General features: G+C 33.9%; 19 protein-coding genes. 8 read left to right on the top strand and 11 right to left on the bottom strand.

Annotation, left to right across the window (positions count from 1 at the left end; translation table 11 throughout):
- Positions 1–38 precede the first annotated feature (38 nt).
- Complete coding sequence (locus tag H7350_RS02240; protein WP_204344242.1) at positions 39–1583, top strand: Rne/Rng family ribonuclease; 1545 nt, start codon at positions 39–41, stop codon at positions 1581–1583.
- Positions 1584–1644: 61 nt separating this feature from the next.
- Here the strand turns inward: H7350_RS02240 and H7350_RS02235 are convergent, their stop codons facing one another.
- From H7350_RS02235 to H7350_RS02220, 4 genes are all read right to left on the bottom strand, one after another.
- Positions 1645–2058 carry a hypothetical protein gene (locus tag H7350_RS02235; protein WP_204344241.1) on the bottom strand — a complete coding sequence of 138 codons (414 nt, stop codon included), beginning with the start codon at positions 2056–2058 and terminating at the stop codon, positions 1645–1647.
- 8 nt (positions 2059–2066) lie between these two features.
- Entirely contained in the window at positions 2067–3104 is a 1038-nt protein-coding gene (locus tag H7350_RS02230; protein ID WP_204344240.1) for an aldo/keto reductase, read from the bottom strand.
- A gap of 166 nt (positions 3105–3270) precedes the next feature.
- A complete protein-coding gene (locus H7350_RS02225; RefSeq protein WP_204344239.1) occupies positions 3271–4230 on the bottom strand; it encodes an OmpA/MotB family protein in 960 nt (319 codons plus the stop codon).
- A gap of 26 nt (positions 4231–4256) precedes the next feature.
- Positions 4257–5018, bottom strand: coding sequence for an exodeoxyribonuclease III (locus H7350_RS02220; protein ID WP_204344238.1), 762 nt, complete (start codon positions 5016–5018; stop codon positions 4257–4259).
- 135 nt (positions 5019–5153) lie between these two features.
- On the opposite strand from H7350_RS02220, the gene H7350_RS02215 reads away from it, so the two are divergent.
- Positions 5154–8564, top strand: a complete 3411-nt coding sequence (locus H7350_RS02215; RefSeq protein WP_204344237.1) for a hypothetical protein — start codon at positions 5154–5156, stop codon at positions 8562–8564.
- Between the two features lie 89 nt (positions 8565–8653).
- Positions 8654–9208 (top strand): DUF3575 domain-containing protein, encoded by a 555-nt coding sequence (locus H7350_RS02210; protein WP_204344236.1) that lies wholly within the window; start codon positions 8654–8656, stop codon positions 9206–9208.
- Between the two features lie 87 nt (positions 9209–9295).
- Here H7350_RS02210 and H7350_RS02205 read toward each other — a convergent pair whose 3' ends face one another.
- Both H7350_RS02205 and H7350_RS02200 read right to left on the bottom strand, forming a co-directional pair.
- Positions 9296–10837 (bottom strand): glycine--tRNA ligase, encoded by a 1542-nt coding sequence (locus tag H7350_RS02205; RefSeq protein WP_204344235.1) that lies wholly within the window; start codon positions 10835–10837, stop codon positions 9296–9298.
- Positions 10838–10901: 64 nt separating this feature from the next.
- A complete protein-coding gene (locus tag H7350_RS02200) occupies positions 10902–11786 on the bottom strand; it encodes a hypothetical protein (RefSeq protein ID WP_204344234.1) in 885 nt (294 codons plus the stop codon).
- Between the two features lie 90 nt (positions 11787–11876).
- On the opposite strand from H7350_RS02200, the gene H7350_RS02195 reads away from it, so the two are divergent.
- Together H7350_RS02195 and H7350_RS02190 are read left to right on the top strand one after the other, a co-directional pair.
- Positions 11877–12536 carry a ComF family protein gene (locus H7350_RS02195; RefSeq protein WP_338101622.1) on the top strand — a complete coding sequence of 220 codons (660 nt, stop codon included), beginning with the start codon at positions 11877–11879 and terminating at the stop codon, positions 12534–12536.
- Positions 12537–12600: 64 nt separating this feature from the next.
- Positions 12601–14205 (top strand): Ig-like domain-containing domain, encoded by a 1605-nt coding sequence (locus tag H7350_RS02190; RefSeq protein ID WP_204344232.1) that lies wholly within the window; start codon positions 12601–12603, stop codon positions 14203–14205.
- Here the strand turns inward: H7350_RS02190 and H7350_RS02185 are convergent.
- The 3 genes from H7350_RS02185 to H7350_RS02175 form a co-directional block, all read right to left on the bottom strand.
- Complete coding sequence (locus H7350_RS02185; protein WP_204344231.1) at positions 14192–14971, bottom strand: amidohydrolase; 780 nt, start codon at positions 14969–14971, stop codon at positions 14192–14194. The genes H7350_RS02190 and H7350_RS02185 overlap by 14 nt on opposite strands.
- A 91-nt stretch (positions 14972–15062) precedes the next feature.
- The gene (locus tag H7350_RS02180; RefSeq protein ID WP_204344230.1) at positions 15063–15551 is read right to left on the bottom strand and encodes a hypothetical protein; all 489 of its coding nucleotides are present in this window, start codon (positions 15549–15551) and stop codon (positions 15063–15065) included.
- Positions 15552–15615: 64 nt separating this feature from the next.
- Positions 15616–16758 carry a methionine aminotransferase gene (locus H7350_RS02175; protein ID WP_204344229.1) on the bottom strand — a complete coding sequence of 381 codons (1143 nt, stop codon included), beginning with the start codon at positions 16756–16758 and terminating at the stop codon, positions 15616–15618.
- Positions 16759–16875: 117 nt separating this feature from the next.
- Between H7350_RS02175 and H7350_RS02170 the strand changes: the two genes are divergently transcribed.
- Positions 16876–17607, top strand: coding sequence for a hypothetical protein (locus H7350_RS02170; RefSeq protein WP_204344228.1), 732 nt, complete (start codon positions 16876–16878; stop codon positions 17605–17607).
- 8 nt (positions 17608–17615) lie between these two features.
- On the opposite strand, the gene H7350_RS02165 is transcribed toward H7350_RS02170, so the two are convergent.
- Together H7350_RS02165 and ahcY are read right to left on the bottom strand one after the other, a co-directional pair.
- Entirely contained in the window at positions 17616–18083 is a 468-nt protein-coding gene (locus H7350_RS02165) for a DUF1569 domain-containing protein (RefSeq protein WP_204344227.1), read from the bottom strand.
- A gap of 108 nt (positions 18084–18191) precedes the next feature.
- Complete coding sequence (ahcY, locus tag H7350_RS02160) at positions 18192–19505, bottom strand: adenosylhomocysteinase (RefSeq protein ID WP_204344226.1); 1314 nt, start codon at positions 19503–19505, stop codon at positions 18192–18194.
- A gap of 135 nt (positions 19506–19640) precedes the next feature.
- Between ahcY and H7350_RS02155 the strand changes: the two genes are divergently transcribed.
- Both H7350_RS02155 and H7350_RS02150 read left to right on the top strand, forming a co-directional pair.
- Positions 19641–20267 carry a 4'-phosphopantetheinyl transferase family protein gene (locus tag H7350_RS02155; RefSeq protein ID WP_204344225.1) on the top strand — a complete coding sequence of 209 codons (627 nt, stop codon included), beginning with the start codon at positions 19641–19643 and terminating at the stop codon, positions 20265–20267.
- 1 nt (position 20268) lies between these two features.
- Positions 20269–20994, top strand: a complete 726-nt coding sequence (locus H7350_RS02150) for a phosphoglycerol geranylgeranyltransferase (protein WP_204344224.1) — start codon at positions 20269–20271, stop codon at positions 20992–20994.
- Positions 20995–21026 lie beyond the last annotated feature (32 nt).

Here is a 21026-nt window from a genome sequence, read left to right as displayed (position 1 = left end):
TGTTTCAAAATGAATTGAGATAGATTAAAATTAACAACATGGAAAAAGAATTGATTATTAGATCGAGTTCTGATATTGTTGATTTTGCCTTATTAAAAGATGGAAAACTTATCGAGTTACACAAAGATGAAGATGATAACAACTTTGCTGTTGGTGATATATTTATTGCCAAAATACGCAAAGCTGTTCCTGGTCTAAATGCTGCATTTGTAAATGTAGGTTATGAAAAAGATGCATTTTTGCATTATCATGATTTAGGACCAAAATTGCCTTCACTTTTAAAATTCGTTAAACGTGTAAGCGCAGGTAGACATACCGATTTTTTACTGAAAAATTTTCAGTTTGAGAAAGATATTGACAAAAACGGAAGCATAGCCAATGTTTTAAAGTCAAATCAGTCTCTATTAGTACAAATTGTAAAAGAACCAATTTCAACCAAAGGTCCTCGTATTAGTAGCGAGTTATCTATTGCTGGTCGTTATATAGTTTTGGTACCATTTTCTGATCGTATTTCAATTTCTCAAAAAATTGAATCTAAAGAAGAAAAAGAACGTTTAAAGCGTTTGGTCAAGAGTATAACACCAAAAGGATTTGGAGTTATAATTCGTACGGTCGCAGAAGGCAAAAAAGTTGCCGAACTCGACAAAGATTTACAGAATTTGCTGAATAGATGGACAGCAATGTGTAGAAAATTAAACAAAGCACATCATCCTAGTAAAGTCTTGAGTGAAATGAACAAAGCCTCTTCTATTTTAAGAGATATTTTTGACGATTCATTCTCAGGAATTACAGTAGATGACGAAGTGCTGTATGAACAAATTAAAGATTATGTTCAAGAAATTGCTCCTAAAAAAGAATCAATAGTTAAGATGTACAAAAATGGCGTGCCACTTTATGAAAAGTTCGGCATCGAACGTCAAATCAAAACGTCTTTCGGTCGCACAGTATCTATGGCAAAAGGTGCTTATTTGGTGATAGAACACACCGAAGCGATGCATGTTATTGATGTCAATAGTGGGAACAGATCTAACAAAGAAAAAAATCAAGAAGACACTGCTCTAGAAGTTAATATGATTTCTGCTTCAGAAATTGCCCGACAATTGCGTTTACGTGATATGGGAGGCATTATCGTAGTAGATTTTATTGATATGAATAAAGCAGAGAATCGAAAAAAATTGTACAATCATCTTCGTGACGAAATGAAAGATGATAAGGCAAAACACAAAATTTTGCCGCCTAGTAAGTTTGGTCTAATACAAATTACCAGACAACGTGTTCGCCCAGAACGCAACATTAAAACAAAAGAAGAAAATCCTAATGGTGTTGCAGGTAGTGAAATTGAAGCACCTATTAAAGTGATTCAAAACATTACGCAAGACCTAGAAAGGCTTTTCAAAAAAGACTATAAAAAGATAACCTTAAATGCGCATCCATTTATAGCAGCCTTTTTAACCAAAGGGTTTCCATCAGTACGTTCTAAATGGTTTTTAGAACACAAAAAATGGGTAAAAGTTTTACCTAGAGATGCTTACACATATCTTGAATATCATTTTTTTGACAAAAATGGTAAGGAAATCAAATAATATCTAAAACCCCTTTTCGTATAACGGAAAGGGGTTTTTGTTTTTAATGAGTATATTATATCTACTGTTTATTGAATAGATAATTTTTCACAGTTAAGCTAATTGTACTTAGTGATAGGGAATCTTCATTTACACCTAGTATTTCATAGCAGCTTTCTGAAGCATCACTTTGGTCAATTAAACGTAGATAAAAGTCTTCCGTAACATTGGTTCTAACATCATATCCACATTGAGGTGATGATGTAGATACTGAAAAGTCATGAGTATCTGTATCGTCATTGGTGTAGTGCCAATAACATTTTCCATCTGTTGTAAATTCTATGGTCCAATTTGCGTCATCCTCTGAAACCCAAGCGCCAATTAGTTTTGACGTAATACTAATTACGTCAGATGAGGAGCCATTTGTCTGTTGAGCTTTACAGCTCATAGAGCTAATCATTAAAATGAATAATATTAAGTTTATTTTAGCTGTCATAATGTTACTTATGGCGCAGGATTAGGAATCTCTGCATGCACGTCATTAATTGCTTTAAGAATCTCATCGTTTAGTATAATATCGACGCTATCAATATTTTCTTCCAGCTGTTCTAAAGAAGTTGCTCCAATAATATTACTCGTCATAAATGGTCTGTCGGTTACAAAAGCCAGAGCCATTTGTGCTAAAGTCATATTGTGATCTTTAGCAATTTGCATGTAACGTTTTGTAGCCTCGGTAGCCTTAGCACTACTATATCTCGAAAATCTCGGAAATAACTTTAATCGTGCATTTTCACCTGCGGTCCCATTAATATATTTGCCTGAAAGCACACCAAATGCCATTGGCGAATAAGCTAAGAGTCCGATCTCCTCACGAATGGCTATTTCTGCCATATCACCTTCAAACACACGATTTAATAACGAATACGCATTTTGAATGGTAATCATTCGCGGAAGTTTATTGGTTTTAGATTCTTCTAAGTAACGCATGGTTCCCCATGCTTTTTCATTTGAAATTCCTACGTGGCGAATCTTACCCGATTTGATAAGTTCATCGAGGTTATGCAAAATTTCATTAAAATTATCAGTCCATGGGTCATTAGGATTATGTGTATAATCTCTAATTCCAAACGTATTGGTATCACGTTCTGGCCAATGCAATTGGTATAAATCAATATAATCGGTTTTGAGACGCTTCAAACTATTATGAACAGCATCATGAAGTGCTGCTTTACTAAATCCATTAGTTCTAATATGCGCTGTATAATCACCTGTTCCTGCTATTTTGGTAGCTAATACAATTTTATCTCTATGTCCTGTTTTCTCAAACCAGTTTCCTATAATACGTTCGGTTTCTGCATAAGTTTCAGCAGTAGCTGGCACAGGATATAATTCTGCACAATCAAAGAAATTAACACCTTTGTCTAAAGCTAAATCCATTTGGGCAAACCCTTCTTCTTGAGTATTTTGATTTCCCCAGGTCATAGTCCCAAGACATATTTTACTAACTTTTATATCGGTTTTTGGTAATGTTGTGTATCTCATAGTATCGTCATTCTGAACTTGTTTCAGAATCTCATTATTTTAGTTTAATAGGGTTCGATTATCATCTGCGAACCTAGTTGCCTTGTTTTTTTATAAATGTAAAGATAAGAAGATGGTTCTGCTTATATAAACAGAACCATCTAAATGTATGTTAAGATTTTAGATATTAAATATCGTTCAGAAGCTTAGAGATCTCATCCAGTTTAGGAGTTAAAATAACTTCTATACGACGGTTTTTGGCTTTACCTTCAGCAGTATCATTACTGGCAATTGGTGCAAATTCACCACGACCAGCTGCTGTTAAATTCTCTGGGTTAATACTCGCATTTTCTCTCAATATATTAACGATGGCTGTGGCGCGCTTAGTTGATAAATCCCAGTTACCACTTAATTGTGCATTGCCTTTATAAGGGACATTATCTGTGTGACCTTCTATTAAAATAGCAATGTCTGGGTTATCAGCTAAAACTTCACCAAGCTGCTTTACCGCTTGTTTGCCTTGTGTGCCAACTGCCCAGCTTCCAGATTCAAAAAGAAGTTTATTTTCCATAGATACATATACTTTACCATTGCGTTGTTCTACAGTGAGGCCTTTACCTTCAAAATTGGTTAAGGCTTTAGAAATTGCATTCTTTAATTGTGTCATGGCTGCATCTTTAGAAGCAATCACATTTTCTAATTCGGCAACGCGCTGTGATCTAGACTCTAATTCTTTTTTAAGCTGTTCTAGTCTCCTGTTTTCAGCTAATATGGCTTGTTCTTTAGCTTCTAGTTGTGCCAGTAGTTCTCTATTCTTTTTTGAATTTGCAGCAATAGAAGCACTACTGTTTTTTTCTAATGCCTCATAGGAATCTTCAAGGTTTTTATGTTCGTTAACTAAAGCTTTATATTCGCCTTCCCATCGGTTTCGGTTAGCAATGGCATTGTCATAGTTATCTTGCAAAGTGCTGAGTTCATTTTTAGCTTTATTTAAAGCAGTTTGTAAACTGGCATTATCATCAGATAATTTTCGGTTTTCTTTTTTCAGGTTAGCATATTTATCTTCTAAATCGGTATATATTTTTTTAGAAACACAAGATGTGGTTAATAATAAACTAAGTGCTATTAATGACAATTTTTTAATCATGGTAATCAGGTTAAGTTGTTTTAATGTTAGTGTTTTATTTCAATTAGAATTGGACAATGGTCACTATGGACAGCTTCAGTAAGGATAACGCTACGTTTTATATTTTCTTGTAAAGGCTCACTCACCATAGCATAATCTAAACGCCAGCCTTTATTATTAGCTCTAGAATTGGCTCTGTAGCTCCACCAGGAAAATTCCTGCTTTTCGGGATGTAGATATCTGTAAGAATCTATAAAACCACTATTTATAAAATTCCCAAGCCATTCACGCTCTTCAGGTAAAAATCCCGAGACACCTTTCATTTTTGGATTATGAATGTCTATTTCTTCATGACAAATATTATAATCTCCCAATACAACTAAATTTGGTTTCTCCTGGCGTAAGTCATTTAAATACTGATGAATCATATTCATATACTCAAATTTATGTGCCAGTCTCGCGTCATTGGTTCCAGAAGGTAAGTACATACTCATAATAGATAGACCATTAAAATCAACTCTAATATTTCGGCCTTCAAAATCCATAGATTCAATACCTGTTCCATACTCAACATGATCAGGCTCGGTTTTACTCAAAATAGCAACTCCACTATAACCTTTCTTTTGCGCACTAAACCAATAGTTGTATTTGTAACCTGCATTTTCAATAGCTTCTATATCAACTTGCTCTTTCATGGCTTTAATTTCTTGCAAACAAATCACGTCTGGATTTGCACTTGTAAGCCAGTCGATTAGGCCTTTGTTCATTGCTGCTCTGATGCCATTTACGTTGTAAGAAACTATTTTCATAATATAAATTTATTAGATATTTTTTGTTAAATGTCTATTATCGGTCTAAATTAAATAATACTGTACTTTTACACTATTATTTTAAGGGCATTTTAACCATAAAATAATTTCTGTCTTTAGAAGTTTATATAGGGAATGAAAATTGCTATTTCTATTTTATGTTTTATGATGTCTTTTTGTGCTTTAGCTCAAGAAGATAGCTCTAATTACAGGCGTAAACTAGTGGCTGTTAAAGATTCGATACAAATCGATACTGTGAGTATAAATTCAAGTTGGTTTATATTAAAACGGAAAGATCAAACCACAATCGATACGTCTTATTACAGTGTTGATTTTGCTAAGGCAGTTCTCAGGTTTAAAAAACCTATCGATGTCGATTCTGTAGCTATCGATTATTTGCGTTATCCCGATTTTTTAACGCGGAAATATTTTCAGCTCGACGATAAGATAATTGTACAAAACACTGGCAATCTTCAAAAACTTTATAAACTCAACCAATCTAATGTAGAGCAAAGTTTTACGCCGTTTGATGGTTTAAGTACATCTGGAAGTATCTCGAGAGGTGTGACCTTAGGGAACAATCAAAATTCAGTATTAAATAGTGAACTCGATTTGCAAATTTCCGGAAAATTAAGTGATAAAGTCTCACTTAGAGCCTCCATTCAAGATGCAAATATACCATTGCAGGAAAGTGGATATTCGCAACGCTTAGACGAATTTGATCAAGTGTTTATAGAGCTGTTTAGCGACTCTTGGAACATTAGAGCCGGAGATATCGATTTGGTTAATACCAATAGCTATTTTGCAAATTTCACCAAGCGTGTACAGGGCTTGCAGGTTAGTGCTAATTTTGATGGTGAAACATCAAAAACAAATGCCTTCGCCTCTGGAGCTTTAGTGCGTGGACAATTTACAACGAGTAAATTTACTGCTCAAGAAGGTAATCAAGGACCCTATAAACTTACTGGACCCAATAACGAATTATTTGTGCTAATTGTTTCGGGAAGTGAAACGGTTTACGTTAACGGCATTCCTATTGAACGTGGTGAAAACAAAGATTATATTATCGATTATAATGCTGGAGAGATTATTTTTAATTCAACGTATCCAATCACTTCAGAAATGCGTATCACTGTTGATTACCAATTTAGTGAGCGAAACTTTTCGAGGTTTACCATTTTTGGAGGCGGATCATATGAAACAGAAACGTTAAAACTTGGGGTGTTTGTCTATTCTGAAGCTGATGCAAAAAACCAGCCATTACAACAAAACCTGTCTCCTGAACAGGTTGAAATCTTATCAAATGCTGGAGACGACGAAACCTTAATGGTTGCGCCTTCTGATGTTGCTGAAGCTTTTGATGACAACCGAATATTATATCGAAAAGATATTGTTGATGGCAATGAAGTATTTGTATTTTCAAACAATCCAGATGACGAATTGTTTAGCGTTCGGTTTACTCTGGTTGGTGAAAACCAAGGTAATTATGTCTTGATAAACAGTAATGCTGTTGAAAACATTTTTGAATATATCGCTCCTGTTAATGGCATTCCGCAAGGAAATTACGACCCTATTGTGCGTTTAATTGCACCCGAAAAACTTCAGGTTGCAGTGGTTAACGGAACTTATAAACCCAGTGCGCAAACCGACATCTTTTTTGAACTTTCTGGAAGTAAAAATGATGTTAACTTATTTTCTAGTTTAGATGATAATGATAATGACGGTTTTGCCGCCAAACTTAAAGTCAACCAGACTATTATTAAAACTGACAGCCTCTGGAATCTTAATGCTTATGCTGATGTCGATATTATCAATAAAAACTTTAATACCATCCAGCGACTGTATCGCGCCGAATTTGATAGAGATTGGAATCTCGAAAATCCCTTAGGAAACCAGATGTTATGGTCTTCGGGTTTAGACCTCATACATTCGAAAAAGGGTATTGCAACGTATAAGTTTGAACATCTGAATTACTCTGAAAATTTTAACGGAAACCGTCATAATGTATTAGCTAATCTTCAATTAAAAGACTTCAATATATTTACAAACTCAAGTTTTTTGAGTAATAAAAGTAACTTGTCGACCTCTACGTTTATACGTTCATTTAATAGAGTAACTTATACTTTTAACAAACAATGGGTTGGAGCCAAAATAGCTCTTGAAGATAGCGAACAACGCGAACGAGCAACCAATCAATTAACCAATTTGAGTCAGCGTTTTACGTCTTATGAAGCCTTTACAGGTTATGGCGACAGTACAGGTGTTTTTGTTGAAATTGGTTATAAACACCGAGTGAATGATAGCTTAAGGGCCAATGAGGTTAAACGTGTAAATAGCTCTAACACTTATTATTTAAAATCAAAAATCATTCAAAATCAAAATACCAATTTAGGTATTTATGCCAATTTCCGTAGGTTAAAAAGTGATGATGATAGTGTTGAAGATGAAAATTCATTAAACTCCAGATTAAACTTTAGTCAAAAATTATGGAATAATTTAGTGCTTTGGAATACGGTTTTTGAAACCAATTCGGGAACATTACCACAACAGGATTTTACCTATGTTGAAGTAGAACCTGGTCAAGGTGCGTATACCTGGATAGATTATAACGAGAATGGTATACAAGAACTCAATGAATTTGAAGTTGCTCAATTTTCTGATCAAGGGGATTATATTCGGGTGTTGTTGCCTAATCAGGTGTTTGTGAAAACCCATCAAAATCGCTTTAGCCAAACGCTGACCATTAATCCGAAACAATGGTCTGTTTCCGAAGATAACATGAAGAAATTCTGGTCTCATTTTTATAATCAAACCTCTTTTTTAATTGATAGGAAAAATAAACGAGAAGGTGAGGAGTTTGATTTGAATCCGTTTTCGACAGATGAAGAAAGCCAATTGGCATTAAATAATAGCATTAGAAATGTAGTATTCTTTAATAGAGGACAACAGCATTTTACAACATCTTATACCTTTTTATCAAATACCAACAGAACGACATTGTCAATAGGTTTTCAGGAGAATAAATTGCAGAGTCATCAAGTGCAATTCAACCATAAATTCTGGACGAGCTGGTTGATAAATTTACAGTCTAGTTTGGAGACGAATGAAAGTTTAAATGAAAATTTTGTCACACGTAATTACAAGCTGGATGAAGTAAGGTTTCAGCCCAAATTATCATACATATTTAATGAAAATGCACGATTTGATGTGTTTTATCAATACACTTCAAAAGACAATACTATTGGAAGTATGGAGCAATTGTTACAGAGTAATTACGGACTCTCTTTTACTTATAATAACACGAATCAACTGGCATTGACTGGTGAAGTTAATTTCTTTAAAAATGAATTTACCGGAAATGCAAATACACCTGTAGCCTATCAGATTTTAGAAGGCTTACAACCCGGAAATAATTTTACATGGAGTTTATTAGCTCAAAAGAAACTTACTAAATTTTTAGATTTGAATTTAAATTATTTCGGACGAAAGACCGAAACCAGCAAAACGATTCATACAGGGACTGTTCAACTGAAAGCTTATTTTTAATTTTTTAACGCAACCTTTAGATGCTTTTACCATCTTTAATGGTATAATTGTTGCTACAATATGCTAATTAATCTTAACTATTTATAACTATGAAAAAATCTATTTTATGTGCTTTCGTCTTTTTATTTACCATACCATTATTTGCTCAAGATGAAGATATTGCAGATCAGGATGTAGACTTTCCTAAAAGTGAAGTAAAACTAAATGCCTTATCATTAATTGTTGGCGCATTTGAAGGTACGTATGAATACCTTTTAAATGAAGAATCAGCCATAGGAATCAATGGTTTTGTTGTTTATGATAATGATCTGGATACGGATCTTAACTATTATATTTCACCATATTATAGATTGTATTTTGGTGAGAAATACGCTGCAGGATTCTTTTTAGAAGGTTTCGGAATGTTAAATAATGTAGAAGGAAACAGAATTACCTATTTTGACAATCAAGGCGATATTCTAAGTGTAGAAGAGGATAATATTACAGACTTTGCTTTAGGTATCGGATTAGGAGGCAAGTGGGTAACTAATAATGGATTTGTTGGCGAACTAAGTCTTGGTGTAGGCCGTAATTTGTTTAATGCTAACGAATCAGGTATTGATTTTGTAGGGAAATTAGGAATTACAGTTGGTTATCGTTTTTAACGATTTTACTTTTAATTACTATGAAAAAACGCGCAAATAACTATTTGCGCGTTTTTTTATTCTGTAAGTTTGATCAAAAAAGAACTCTTACTTCATTTTTTGAAGCCAATGCTTTACATCAACCTCTTTTTTAATGATGTCCCGTAAGTCTGCAATGTTAATGCGCTGCTGTTCCATGGTGTCTCGATGGCGAATGGTAACAGTATTGTCTTCTAAGGTGTCGTGGTCTACTGTGATACAAAAAGGTGTTCCGTTGGCATCTTGGCGTCTGTAACGTCTTCCTACAGCGTCCTTTTCATCGTAAGTTACATTAAAATCCCATTTTAAATCTTCAATAATAGATTTCGCTATTTCAGGTAATCCATCTTTTTTAACCAATGGTAACACAGCCGCTTTTGTCGGTGCTAATACTGCTGGCAGTTTTAAAACAGTCCTCACGCTTCCATCATCTAATGTTTCATCTTCTAAAGCATTAGAAAATACCGCTAAAAACATACGGTCTAAACCAATAGACGTTTCTAAAACATAAGGCGTGTAGCTGGCATTATCTTCGTGGTCGAAGTACTGAAGTTTTTTACCAGAGTATTCTTCATGCTGCTTTAAATCAAAATCGGTACGTGAATGTATCCCTTCTAATTCTTTAAATCCGAATGGAAATTTGAATTCAATATCTGTTGCAGCATCAGCGTAATGCGCCAATTTTTCATGGTCATGAAAACGGTAATTATCATTACCCATTCCGAGTGATAAATGCCATTTCATTCGTGTTTCTTTCCAATGGTCAAACCATTCTTTTTGAGTTCCTGGCTTGATAAAGAATTGCATTTCCATTTGTTCAAACTCTCGCATTCTAAAAATAAACTGTCTGGCAACAATCTCATTTCTAAAAGCTTTTCCGGTTTGAGCAATTCCAAAAGGAATTTTCATACGTCCCGTTTTTTGAACGTTTAAAAAATTAACAAAAATACCTTGAGCTGTTTCAGGACGCAAATACAAATCCATAGCGCTTTCGGCACTAGCTCCAAGTTTAGTTCCAAACATGAGGTTAAATTGCTTAACGTCTGTCCAGTTTCTTGAACCTGTCATAGGATCGGCAATTTCTAACTCTTCAATGAGTGCTTTTACATCGGCTAAATCTTCTTTTTCTAAAGATTGTCCTAAACGTTTTAAGATGCTGTCAATTTTTTCCTGATAGCCTAAAACTCTTCCGTTGGTAGATATGAATTCATCTTTATTAAAAGCATCTCCAAAGCGTTTTTCAGCTTTTTTGACTTCTTTTTCAATTTTGTTTTCAATTTTAGCACAATAATCTTCAACTAAAACATCAGCACGATAGCGCTTTTTAGAATCTTTGTTGTCAATTAAAGGATCGTTGAATGCATCGACGTGGCCAGAAGCTTTCCATGTTGTAGGATGCATAAAAATAGCCGCATCAATACCTACAATATTGTCATTCATCTGTACCATGGCTTTCCACCAGTAGTCGCGTATGTTTTTCTTTAATTCTGCTCCATTTTGAGCATAGTCATAGACTGCACTTAATCCATCGTAGATTTCACTACTTTGGAACACGTAACCGTACTCTTTTGCGTGAGAGATTACTTTCTTAAATTGATCTTCGTTTGCCATAGTGCAAAAATAAAAAACCGCTCCAATTAACAGAGCGGTTTTTTAATTATTTATGTCTTGTTATTTATTTAAGTTTCACTTCGGTACTTCCTAGTTTTCTGTCTTTATGAAAAATAGAAATATAGTAGGTGCCGTTCACCAGAGGTTGTTCGTCAATGTCGGCATCAATATCTAGACAAACTTCTTTAACTTTATTGTCATAGTTGATTAATTCTTTAGCACTATAAATCAGTGAAGAATTCCCAAAATTGATTGCACCTTTATCGGCTACAACATTATTTTTCGGATTGAGTATTTGAACGTAAATTTCTTTTTCGCCAGCTTCAGTTAAAGCATTTTCGGCAAGTGTAAAGCAAACTTCTATACTCTGAACACGTTTTGCTTTATTACTTGAACGCTTGGCTCCAAAGAATTTTTCATATCCTTTAGCTTTAAATGAATTGGCAGTAAGAAGCGCTCCTTTTTCGAGACTCTTTTCCAGATTTTTGTTTTCTTTTAAAAGAGAAAAATTCTCACGCTTTTGTTTTTTTAATTCGTTATAAGCGAGCAGTTTTTCTTGCTCTAAATCCTGATTAACCTCGTCTAATGAATCTATGGTTTTGAATAAAGCCTTATTTTTAAGTTTTAGATTAAAGAGCTGAGCTTTGAATTTTGAAATTACAGACAGGTCACTACGAAGCATTCTAAGAGAATCTAAAGCTAATTTAGTATCTCTTTTAGCATCTTCTAGCTGCGAAGAAATCAGATCATTTGAAATTGAAACGTCATCATAGCGTGTGATTATTTGGGACAATTCACTTTCAACTAGCTTCTTTTCCTGTTCTATAAATTGCTGGTGCGCTACAATGGATTTATAACTCGTAAAACTGTAAACAGTTAAAATTGCGACCGCTACTATTAAAGAACCAATAATTAATCTGTAGTTAAATGATTGAGGGTTAACTATCATTATTAATATCGTTATTTTATCTTGCGAAACTAGATAATATGTTATAGAAACTTAATTTTATTCGTTGAAATGATAAAAAACTTGTTAAACTTGTTTTTTCCACAAAATTGCAGTGCTTGTAGTACACATTTGTCCGACAACGAGCAGCAAATTTGTACGTCATGCAGACATGAATTACCGCTAACAAATTTTCATAGTGATACAGACAATGCAGTTCATAAAATGCTCTATGGAAGAGTAAAATTAAATCAGGCAACTGCTTTACTCCATTTTTCTAAAAAAGGAATTGTTCAACAATTAATGCATAACCTAAAATACAGAGGTCAGCAAGAAATAGGAAAAGTTTTGGGCGACTGGCTTGGAGAAGAATTAAAAGTTATTGAAGCTTATAAAACTATTGATGTTGTTGTTCCTGTACCACTTCACAAAACAAAATTAAAATCCAGAGGTTATAATCAGGTCGATTGGTTTGGAAAAGCTCTGGCCAATGCCTTAAATGCCGATTTTAATACTTCAGTTTTAGTGAAAACCAAAAACACTAAAACCCAAGTTTTTAAAGATCGTTTGAAACGAAATGCACAAAAGACCACAAATTTCAAAATTGTAAATGACACTGCATTAAAAAACAAACACGTGTTACTGGTTGATGACATTATTACAACTGGAGCTACCATTGAAGATTGTGCCAATTGCTTACTAAAGATTGAAGGTCTTAAATTGAGCTTAGCAACAATGGCAATTACAGATTAAAACGACGTTAATTGTTTTGCGGATAAAGTGGTTTGTTGTTAATTTGTTGAAATTTCACACGGGAATGCATAAAAATGTTTTAAAAGGATTTATCCTATTTACCATCATCGCTATGTTAGCGAGTTGTGCCAATAGGGGAACACCTTCTGGAGGACCAAAAGATGTAGATGCGCCTAAAATTATACGATCTACACCTAAAAATTACTCAACAAATTTCAAGGGTAAAGAAATACGAATTTATTTTGATGAATATGTCAAAATTAAAAACCTTCAAAAGCAACTTATAGTATCACCTCCGATGAGCACAGAGCCTACTGTGACGCCATTAAGTACGGCAAGTAAATACATCAAGATTATTATTAACGATACTTTAGAAGATAATACTACTTATGCTTTTAATTTTGGCCAGAGTATTGTAGATAACAATGAAGAAAACCCATACGACTACTTTAAATATGTGTTTTCAACAGGTGACTATATTGATTCTTTGTCTGTTAAAGGACTAATTATTGATGCTGAAAAAAGAAAACCTGACACTTTTGTCTCGGTTATGCTATATGAGCAAGATTCAACCTATACAGATTCAACTGTCTATAAACAAAAACCTAAATACATTACAAATACCTTAGATAGTATAACAACATTCAGTATCGATAATATTAAACCCGGAACTTATAAGTTAATAGCTCTAAAAGAGGAAAACGGAAATTATACCTTTCAGCAAAACAATGATAAAATAGGGTTTTATGAAGGATTTATTACTGCACCAACCGATTCGTTATATACTATAAAAGTATTTAAGGAAGCATTAAATTTTGACGCCAAAAGACCAAAACAAGTTGCAGGACAAAAGATTGCTTTCGGTTATGAAGGAGACCATAAATCTATGGAGATAGAAATGCTGGGAGACCAACCTGAAGGCTTTGAAAATAGAATTACTAAAGACCCGAGTTCTGATACGTTATTTTACTGGTATAAGCCTAAAATGGAACTCGATTCTGCAAAGTTTGTTATCCGAAATAAAACATATATAGATACCGTTAACCATCGCTTTAGGCAAATTGATAAAGATACCTTGGTTGTGCAATCTTTGTCGTCGGGAACCCTGGGTTTTAGCGAAGATTTTGAGTACACAACAACGATTCCAATTCAAAAATTAAACAAAAACCGTATTACTGTTATGGATAGAGATTCGGTGATTGTTCCTTTCGAATCCAGTTACCAACCCTTAGAAAATAAAGTACAAATTAGGTTTGAAAAAATGCAATCTAACAACTATAACATTACCATGTTGCCAGGTGCTATAGAGGATTTCTTCGGAAATGTAAATGATACTCTTAATTTTGCTGCACGTACAAAAACCTATGCCGATTATTCTAATATGAGAATAACCTTAAGGAATGTCACTTATCCCGTTATTGTTCAATTAACTAATGAAAAGGAAGAGGTTGTTTACGAGCAGTTTGCATCAGAAGAACAGTTGTTTGATTTTAGAAATTTAAACCCTGGAAAATACTTTTTACGAGTTGTTTTTGATACTAATGGTAATCAAAAATGGGATTCTGGAAATTACCTCAAACAACAACAGCCTGAACGCATTAGTCATTATCCCGAACTTATCGATGCCAGAGCCAATTGGGATCCAATTATTGAATTTATTTTAGAGTAAAGGTATCTCTATCCTTTAAAAAGCCTAGTTTAGTTCTATATGTTGATAGGTGCTCTTTATCGAGTGTGATGATGTCAATAGCTTCTTTAGCCTCAGGAATAGTGTCTAAACGCTCGCCTAAAGCATCATAAGCAGCAGAATGTCCGGAGTACTCATAACCATTTCCATCTAAACCTACACGATTTACTCCAACACAATAGCTCATGTTTTCAATAGCTCGTGCTTTTAATAAAGTATCCCAGGCTGCAATGCGGATTTTAGGCCAGTTAGCAACATAAAATAAGACATCATATTCTTCAGTGTTTCGCGACCATACCGGAAAGCGTAAATCATAACATACCAATGGTTTTAGTTTCCAGCCTTTATATGTGATTATTTTATGTTGTGCACCAGACTCATAAACCTTATGTTCACCAGCCAATGTAAAAGTGTGACGTTTGTTATAGTGATCGATAGTACCATCAGGATGTACAAACAATAACCGATTGTAATACTTGTGATCTTCTTTAATAATAAGGCTTCCGGTTATTGCGGCTTGTTTAAGTTGAGCTAATTGTTGTAACCAAATGATGGTTTTTCCAGTCATATTTTCGGCAACCGGATCGGCATTCATTGTGAATCCCGATGTAAACATCTCAGGAAGTATAATAAGATCTACTGGGTCAGTTATAGCTTCAATTGTATTTCGAAAATTAATTCGGTTTTGTTCTGGATTTTCCCAAACTAAATTAGACTGTACTAATGCTATTTTTAATATGTCATACATGAACTAAAATTACAAATTTTAAGCAAAAAAAAATCTATTTCAGAATTTAAAATTTAGACTGAAATAGATTTTTGTCTTAGAAGAAAGCAATTTACATCTTTTTTTTTGCTTTGGCGACATCCTCTCTTAAACCTTCAAGTTTATCCAACCATTTAAGTTCATCATTTGGAGAAAGTTTGCCTTTGCGTTTTAGCTTTTCATATTTTTTTTCGGCATCTTTTAGCTTCTTATTCGCTTTTTCGAACTTATCCTGCGCCTTTTGCTTTTTCTTCAAAGCCTTTTCTGCGCGTTTAGCTTCTTTTTCAGCTTTTTTCTGAGCTTTTTCAGCTTTTTTCTTGTCTTTTTCTAGTTTTTCGGCTTCTTTTTCAGCTTTTTCTTTCATTTTCATTTTTTCCGAAATCGTAGCTGCCTGTTTTAAAATAGCTGCCCTTTCCTCTAAATTTAGAGTTTCAGTGACGTCTTCTCCATTAAGAAAAATTTTATCTTTTTTTACCTCATAGGTTTTTCCGTCTTTTTCAACTTGTTGGGCATTCATTGTGACACTGAAAGCCATCACTATTATGATTATTATATATTTCATTAAATGTGTTTTTAAAAGTTATAATTAAGACACAAAAGTAGTGTATAGGTCACTTAAATTTAAGTTAAATTTTGTTCAAAATGTCAGCAGCGGCTTTTAAGGTCTCATCCGTTTTTGCAAAACAAAAACGCAGCATTTTATCATCGCGATTGTGGTCATTAAAAACCGACATTGGAATGGAAGCAATACCTTTTTCTGTAGTTAAATATGTAGCAAAATCTATATCGTTTTTTGAAGTAATATCAGAAAAGTTTAACACTTGAAAATAGGTGCCTTTTGATGGTGTATATGAAAACCTCGAATCTTTAATAAGGTTTAAAAACGTATCGCGTTTCTTTTGGTAAAATTGAGATAATTCTAGGTAATGATTGGGTTCATCTAAATAGTCGGCCAGTCCTTTTTGCGTGGGATGATGTACCGAAAACACATTAAATTGGTGCACAGCTCGAAAGGCCTCCATAAGTGCTTTTGGTGCACAGCAATAACCGACTTTCCATCCCGTATTGTGAAATGTTTTTCCAAAGGAAGCAGTAATAAAACTACGTGCTTTTAAATTTGAAAACAAACACGCACTTTGGTGTAGGTTTTCATCAAAAATGATATGCTCATACACTTCATCACTTAAAATAATTATATCTGTTCCGTCAGTTAACTCCTGAAGTTTAAGCATATCAGTTTTATGCATCACAGTTCCACTCGGATTATGAGGCGTATTGATAATGATCATTTTTGTTTTCGAAGTAATACACTGCTCAACATGATTCCAGTCTATAGAGTATTCTGGTGCTAATAACGCTACAGAAATAGGTTTGCCACCATTGAGTTTTATTGCAGGTTCGTAACAATCATAAGCAGGCTTAAAAATAATGACTTCATCATCTGGTTTTACAAAAGTAGAAATGATAGTAAAAATAGCTTGTGTAGCTCCAGCAGTTACTGTAATCTCTGTTTCGGGATGATAAGTTGTTTGGTACAGCAACTCAAATTTTTTAGAAATGGCATTGCGTAAATCTAAATTTCCTGCCATAGGTGCATATTGGTTATATCCAGAATGCATTGCTTTTGAAACGGCATCAATAAGCTTTTGGTCACTTTTAAAATTAGGAAAACCTTGAGATAAATTAATTGCCTTATGCTTATGAGCCAGAGCACTCATGACTGTAAAAATCGAGGTGTCTATATTGGTCAGTTTTGGTGTAAGTTGCATATGTAAATATACTATGATAATAATTATAATAAAAAAGAGTTGTAGTACTATAATCAATCTTTTAAGGCAATCAAATCTTTTTTATATTTAGTTCTAGTATTAGTAATGTCATGTCAGATGAGCGCTGATAAACAAGTAGTTATTACTCAAAAAACTGATGAAACCTCTCAGGTCTTGCTTGACATTAAAGCGCCAGAATTAGATTCATTACAACTTAATATAAACTTTAAACCTACAGGCGATTATAAAGCTAATATTGATAAGATCATTGTCGATCGAGCCTATTTTAGCCGTTTATATCAAACCCAATCGACCAAAGCAATTGATACGGCTTCAAAATATTTATATTCTAAATTGTTAAACGAGATTGTTCCACATTGGTATAATACCCAATGGGATTTTAATGGTCACACCAATAGTCCAAATGAAGGAGAAATAGCCTGTGGCTATTTTGTGTCGACGACGCTAAAGCATTTGGGTTTTAATCTTAATCGTTACAAAATGGCTCAACAAGCAGGATTGATTGAGGCTAGGATGCTACAATCAAATTCTGAACTTAAAATTTATAGAAACCAAACATTTGAGTCTTTAAAACAAAAACTAAATTCGGTTTATCAGGATGGAATTTATTTTGTCGGCCTTGATAATCATGTTGGTTATGTGCTTATAAAGGATAAAGAGCTTTACTTTTTACATTCGAGTTATTGCGATAATAAAGTTGTCATGGAGTTAGCCGAAACATCAGCTTGTTTTGTTTCGAATATTTATGTGTTTGCTGAAATATCAACCAATTCTAGCTTAGTCAAAAAGTGGATTTTTAATGACCGATTACAGGTGCCATCACATTAAATACCGCTTCACTTTGCATTTAATATCTCATCGATAATCTTTAAATGATGTTTTGAGTGTAACCATAAAAACCGGTATACTCTCGACGTATTTACATTTCCAAATAATGGATGCTTGAAATAGGCATTCTTGTCTAAACCAGCAATTGTTTCAATATTGGCTTTTGCTAATTTGGTTTGCGAGATAAGATCGTCTTTAAGAATTATTTCTGGAGGTTTTACATGTTTTGGAGCTTTGGCTTTTCCTCTGGGGAAAAACCCAAGAGTGAAGAACACTTTTCCTAAGAAACTAAAATTGTTCTTGTATGTAGTATGATCTGAGTTTTGCATAGCAGCAATCACACTATTGATGACTTTGAGGCTGTGATCCAAATGCCAGGCAACATCTGCTTTTGATATTTTTGGATTTAAAACACGATGATTTTCAATGTTTGCCTCTAAACTATCTAAGGTGTAATTTAACTTTTTTAAGCTCATAAACTTTATTTGTGTGAAGTTAAGAACTTTTTTACTTAGAAATAAAAAAATCCCAAACGTAAATGTTTGGGATTCTTTGATTACTAAATTTCTTTTTCAAAGCAATGATTAGTATCTGTAATGCTCAGGTTTAAAAGGACCTTCTTTAGAAACACCAATGTATGACGCTTGGTCATCACGTAATTCGGTTAGTTCAACACCAATTTTTTCTAAGTGTAATTTTGCAACTTTTTCATCTAAATGCTTAGGTAGCATATATACGTCGTTTTTGTAGGCATCAGCATTGTTCCACAGCTCAATTTGTGCTAAGGTCTGGTTTGTGAACGAGTTACTCATTACAAAACTTGGGTGACCTGTTGCACAACCTAGATTAACCAAACGACCTTCAGCTAGAATAATAATATCTTTACCATTTACAGTATATTTATCAACTTGAGGTTTGATTGTATTTTTAGTATGACCATGATTATTATTTAACCAAGCCATATCAATTTCGTTGTCAAAATGTCCAATATTACAAACGATAGCTTTATCTTTTAACGCTTCGAAATGACGCGCTTGTACAATATCTTTGTTACCTGTAGTAGTGATAACTATATCAGAATTACCAACAACAGTTTCTAATTTTTTCACTTCAAAACCATCCATAGCAGCCTGTAGTGCACAAATTGGATCGATTTCAGTAACCGTCACAATACTTCCTGCACCTTTAAACGAAGCAGCAGTACCTTTACCAACATCACCATAACCACAAACAGTCACACGTTTTCCTGCCAACATAATATCTGTTGCACGACGAATGGCATCAACAGCACTCTCTTTACAGCCATACTTATTATCAAACTTTGATTTTGTAACCGAGTCATTAACGTTAATTGCTGGCATTGGCAATGTGCCGTTCTTTACACGCTCATACAATCTGTGAACTCCAGTAGTAGTTTCTTCAGATAAACCATTAATGCCTTCAGCTAGTTCAGGGTATTTGTCTAAAACCATGTTGGTTAAATCTCCACCATCATCTAAAATCATGTTTAATGGTTTGCGATCTTCTCCAAAGAATAAAGTTTGTTCGATACACCAATCAAATTCTTCTTCGTTCATGCCTTTCCAGGCATATACAGCAATTCCAGCATCTGCAATTGCAGCGGCAGCTTGATCCTGAGTTGAAAAAATGTTACAAGAACTCCAAGTAACTTCAGCGCCAAGAGCAATTAAGGTTTCAATTAAAACCGCAGTTTGAATGGTCATATGCAAACATCCTGCAATACGAGCTCCTTTGAGTGGTTGAGAATCTTTGTATTCTTCACGAAGACTCATAAGTCCTGGCATTTCGGCTTCAGCCAGCTCGATTTCTTTTCTTCCCCAAGCAGCAAGAGACATATCTTTTACTTTGTAAGGTACGTAAGTCATAGTTTTATCCATTTGTCTATTTTATTCTTTCTTATTTATATGGTTTACCTTTGGCTTTAGACTTTAAAATTGGTTAAATTCGCCTGTCTAAATATGTTAATTCGCCTAAGGCGCTGCAAAGATAACCATTAAGTTTCAGATAATTAAATGCCACTTTATAAAACTATCCAAGTAAACTCACAAACTACTGTTAAAATCTGGAAGATTACAGAGTCGTACGACGATTTACTTCAGCCTTTAAATTTAAAACCAAATAGCTTAGAGCGCGTTTTGGGAATGAAAAGCGAATTACATCAGCGTGGTTTTTTAAGTGTGAGGCATCTTTTACGCGATTTTGGATACACAGATCAGGATTTGTTTTATGATGCTAATGGTAAACCTCATTTAAAGGATGGTAAACATATATCGATTACACATTCGTTTATCTTTTCTGGAGTTATTATTAGCGATGCCGAAGTTGGTATAGATATCGAAAAGCAACGTGATAAAATAGCTATTATAGCTAAAAAGTTTGTAGACTATGAATTTAATTATCTAAATAAAAGCGATGCAGATTACATAAAAAAGCTTACTGTTATCTGGGGAATTAAAGAATCACTATACAAGTTATTTGCGACACCAGGCATGTTATTTAGAGAGCATTTTTTAGTGATTCCGTTTATGTTAGAAGATGGTGAAACAATAGCATGGATTGATTATAATAATAAAAAATACAGATACAATACGCATTTTTTAGAGTTTGAAGGATTTACATGTGCTTATGTTATCACTTAAAATGAAAGCAGTTTATAATAACATATTAGGCGCAATTTCTGAAGGTAAAACCTTATTGGCTGTTTTGATAGATCCTGATAAAATGGATATTAAAAAGGCTGCTGTTTTTGTTGAGAAAATAAATCAATCTGTAGCGACTCATATTTTTGTAGGCGGAAGTACCGTTGATGAATATGCTACGGAAATTTTAGTAAATGAAATTAAGTCATATACAGAATTACCTATTGTTTTGTTTCCTGGTGATGTTAGCCAAATAACGCATCAAGCTGATGCTTTACTATTTTTGTCTTTAATTTCAGGCCATAATCCTGATTACCTTATCGGAAAACATGTTGAAGCAGTTTCTAAACTTAAAGATTCAGACTTAGAAATTATTCCAACAGGTTATATTTTGATTGAAAACGGTAAGGAAACTTCCGTGGAAAAGGTCACTAAAACTAAACCTTTACCTAGAGAGAATCTCCAGCGCATAGCTCATACGGCTAAGGCAGGTGAACTACTTGGGATGCGACTCATATATCTAGAAGCTGGAAGTGGAGCATTAAGCCCTGTGCCACTAGAAATTATTAGTTTTGTAAAACAAGAATTAGATATCCCTTTAATTGTTGGAGGTGGTATTAAAACGAAAAAACAATTAGATGCAGCCTATAAAGCTGGAGCAGATTTAGTGGTTATAGGAACCGCTTTTGAAGAAGATGAACACTTCTTTGATGCCTTAAAATTCTAGTATGAAATTAACAATAAAAAGACTCCCGTTTT

Source organism: Psychroserpens algicola (genome assembly GCF_014526325.1).
In the GTDB taxonomy this organism is placed as follows: domain Bacteria; phylum Bacteroidota; class Bacteroidia; order Flavobacteriales; family Flavobacteriaceae; genus Psychroserpens; species Psychroserpens algicola.
This window is presented reverse-complemented; position numbering and strand designations above follow the sequence as displayed.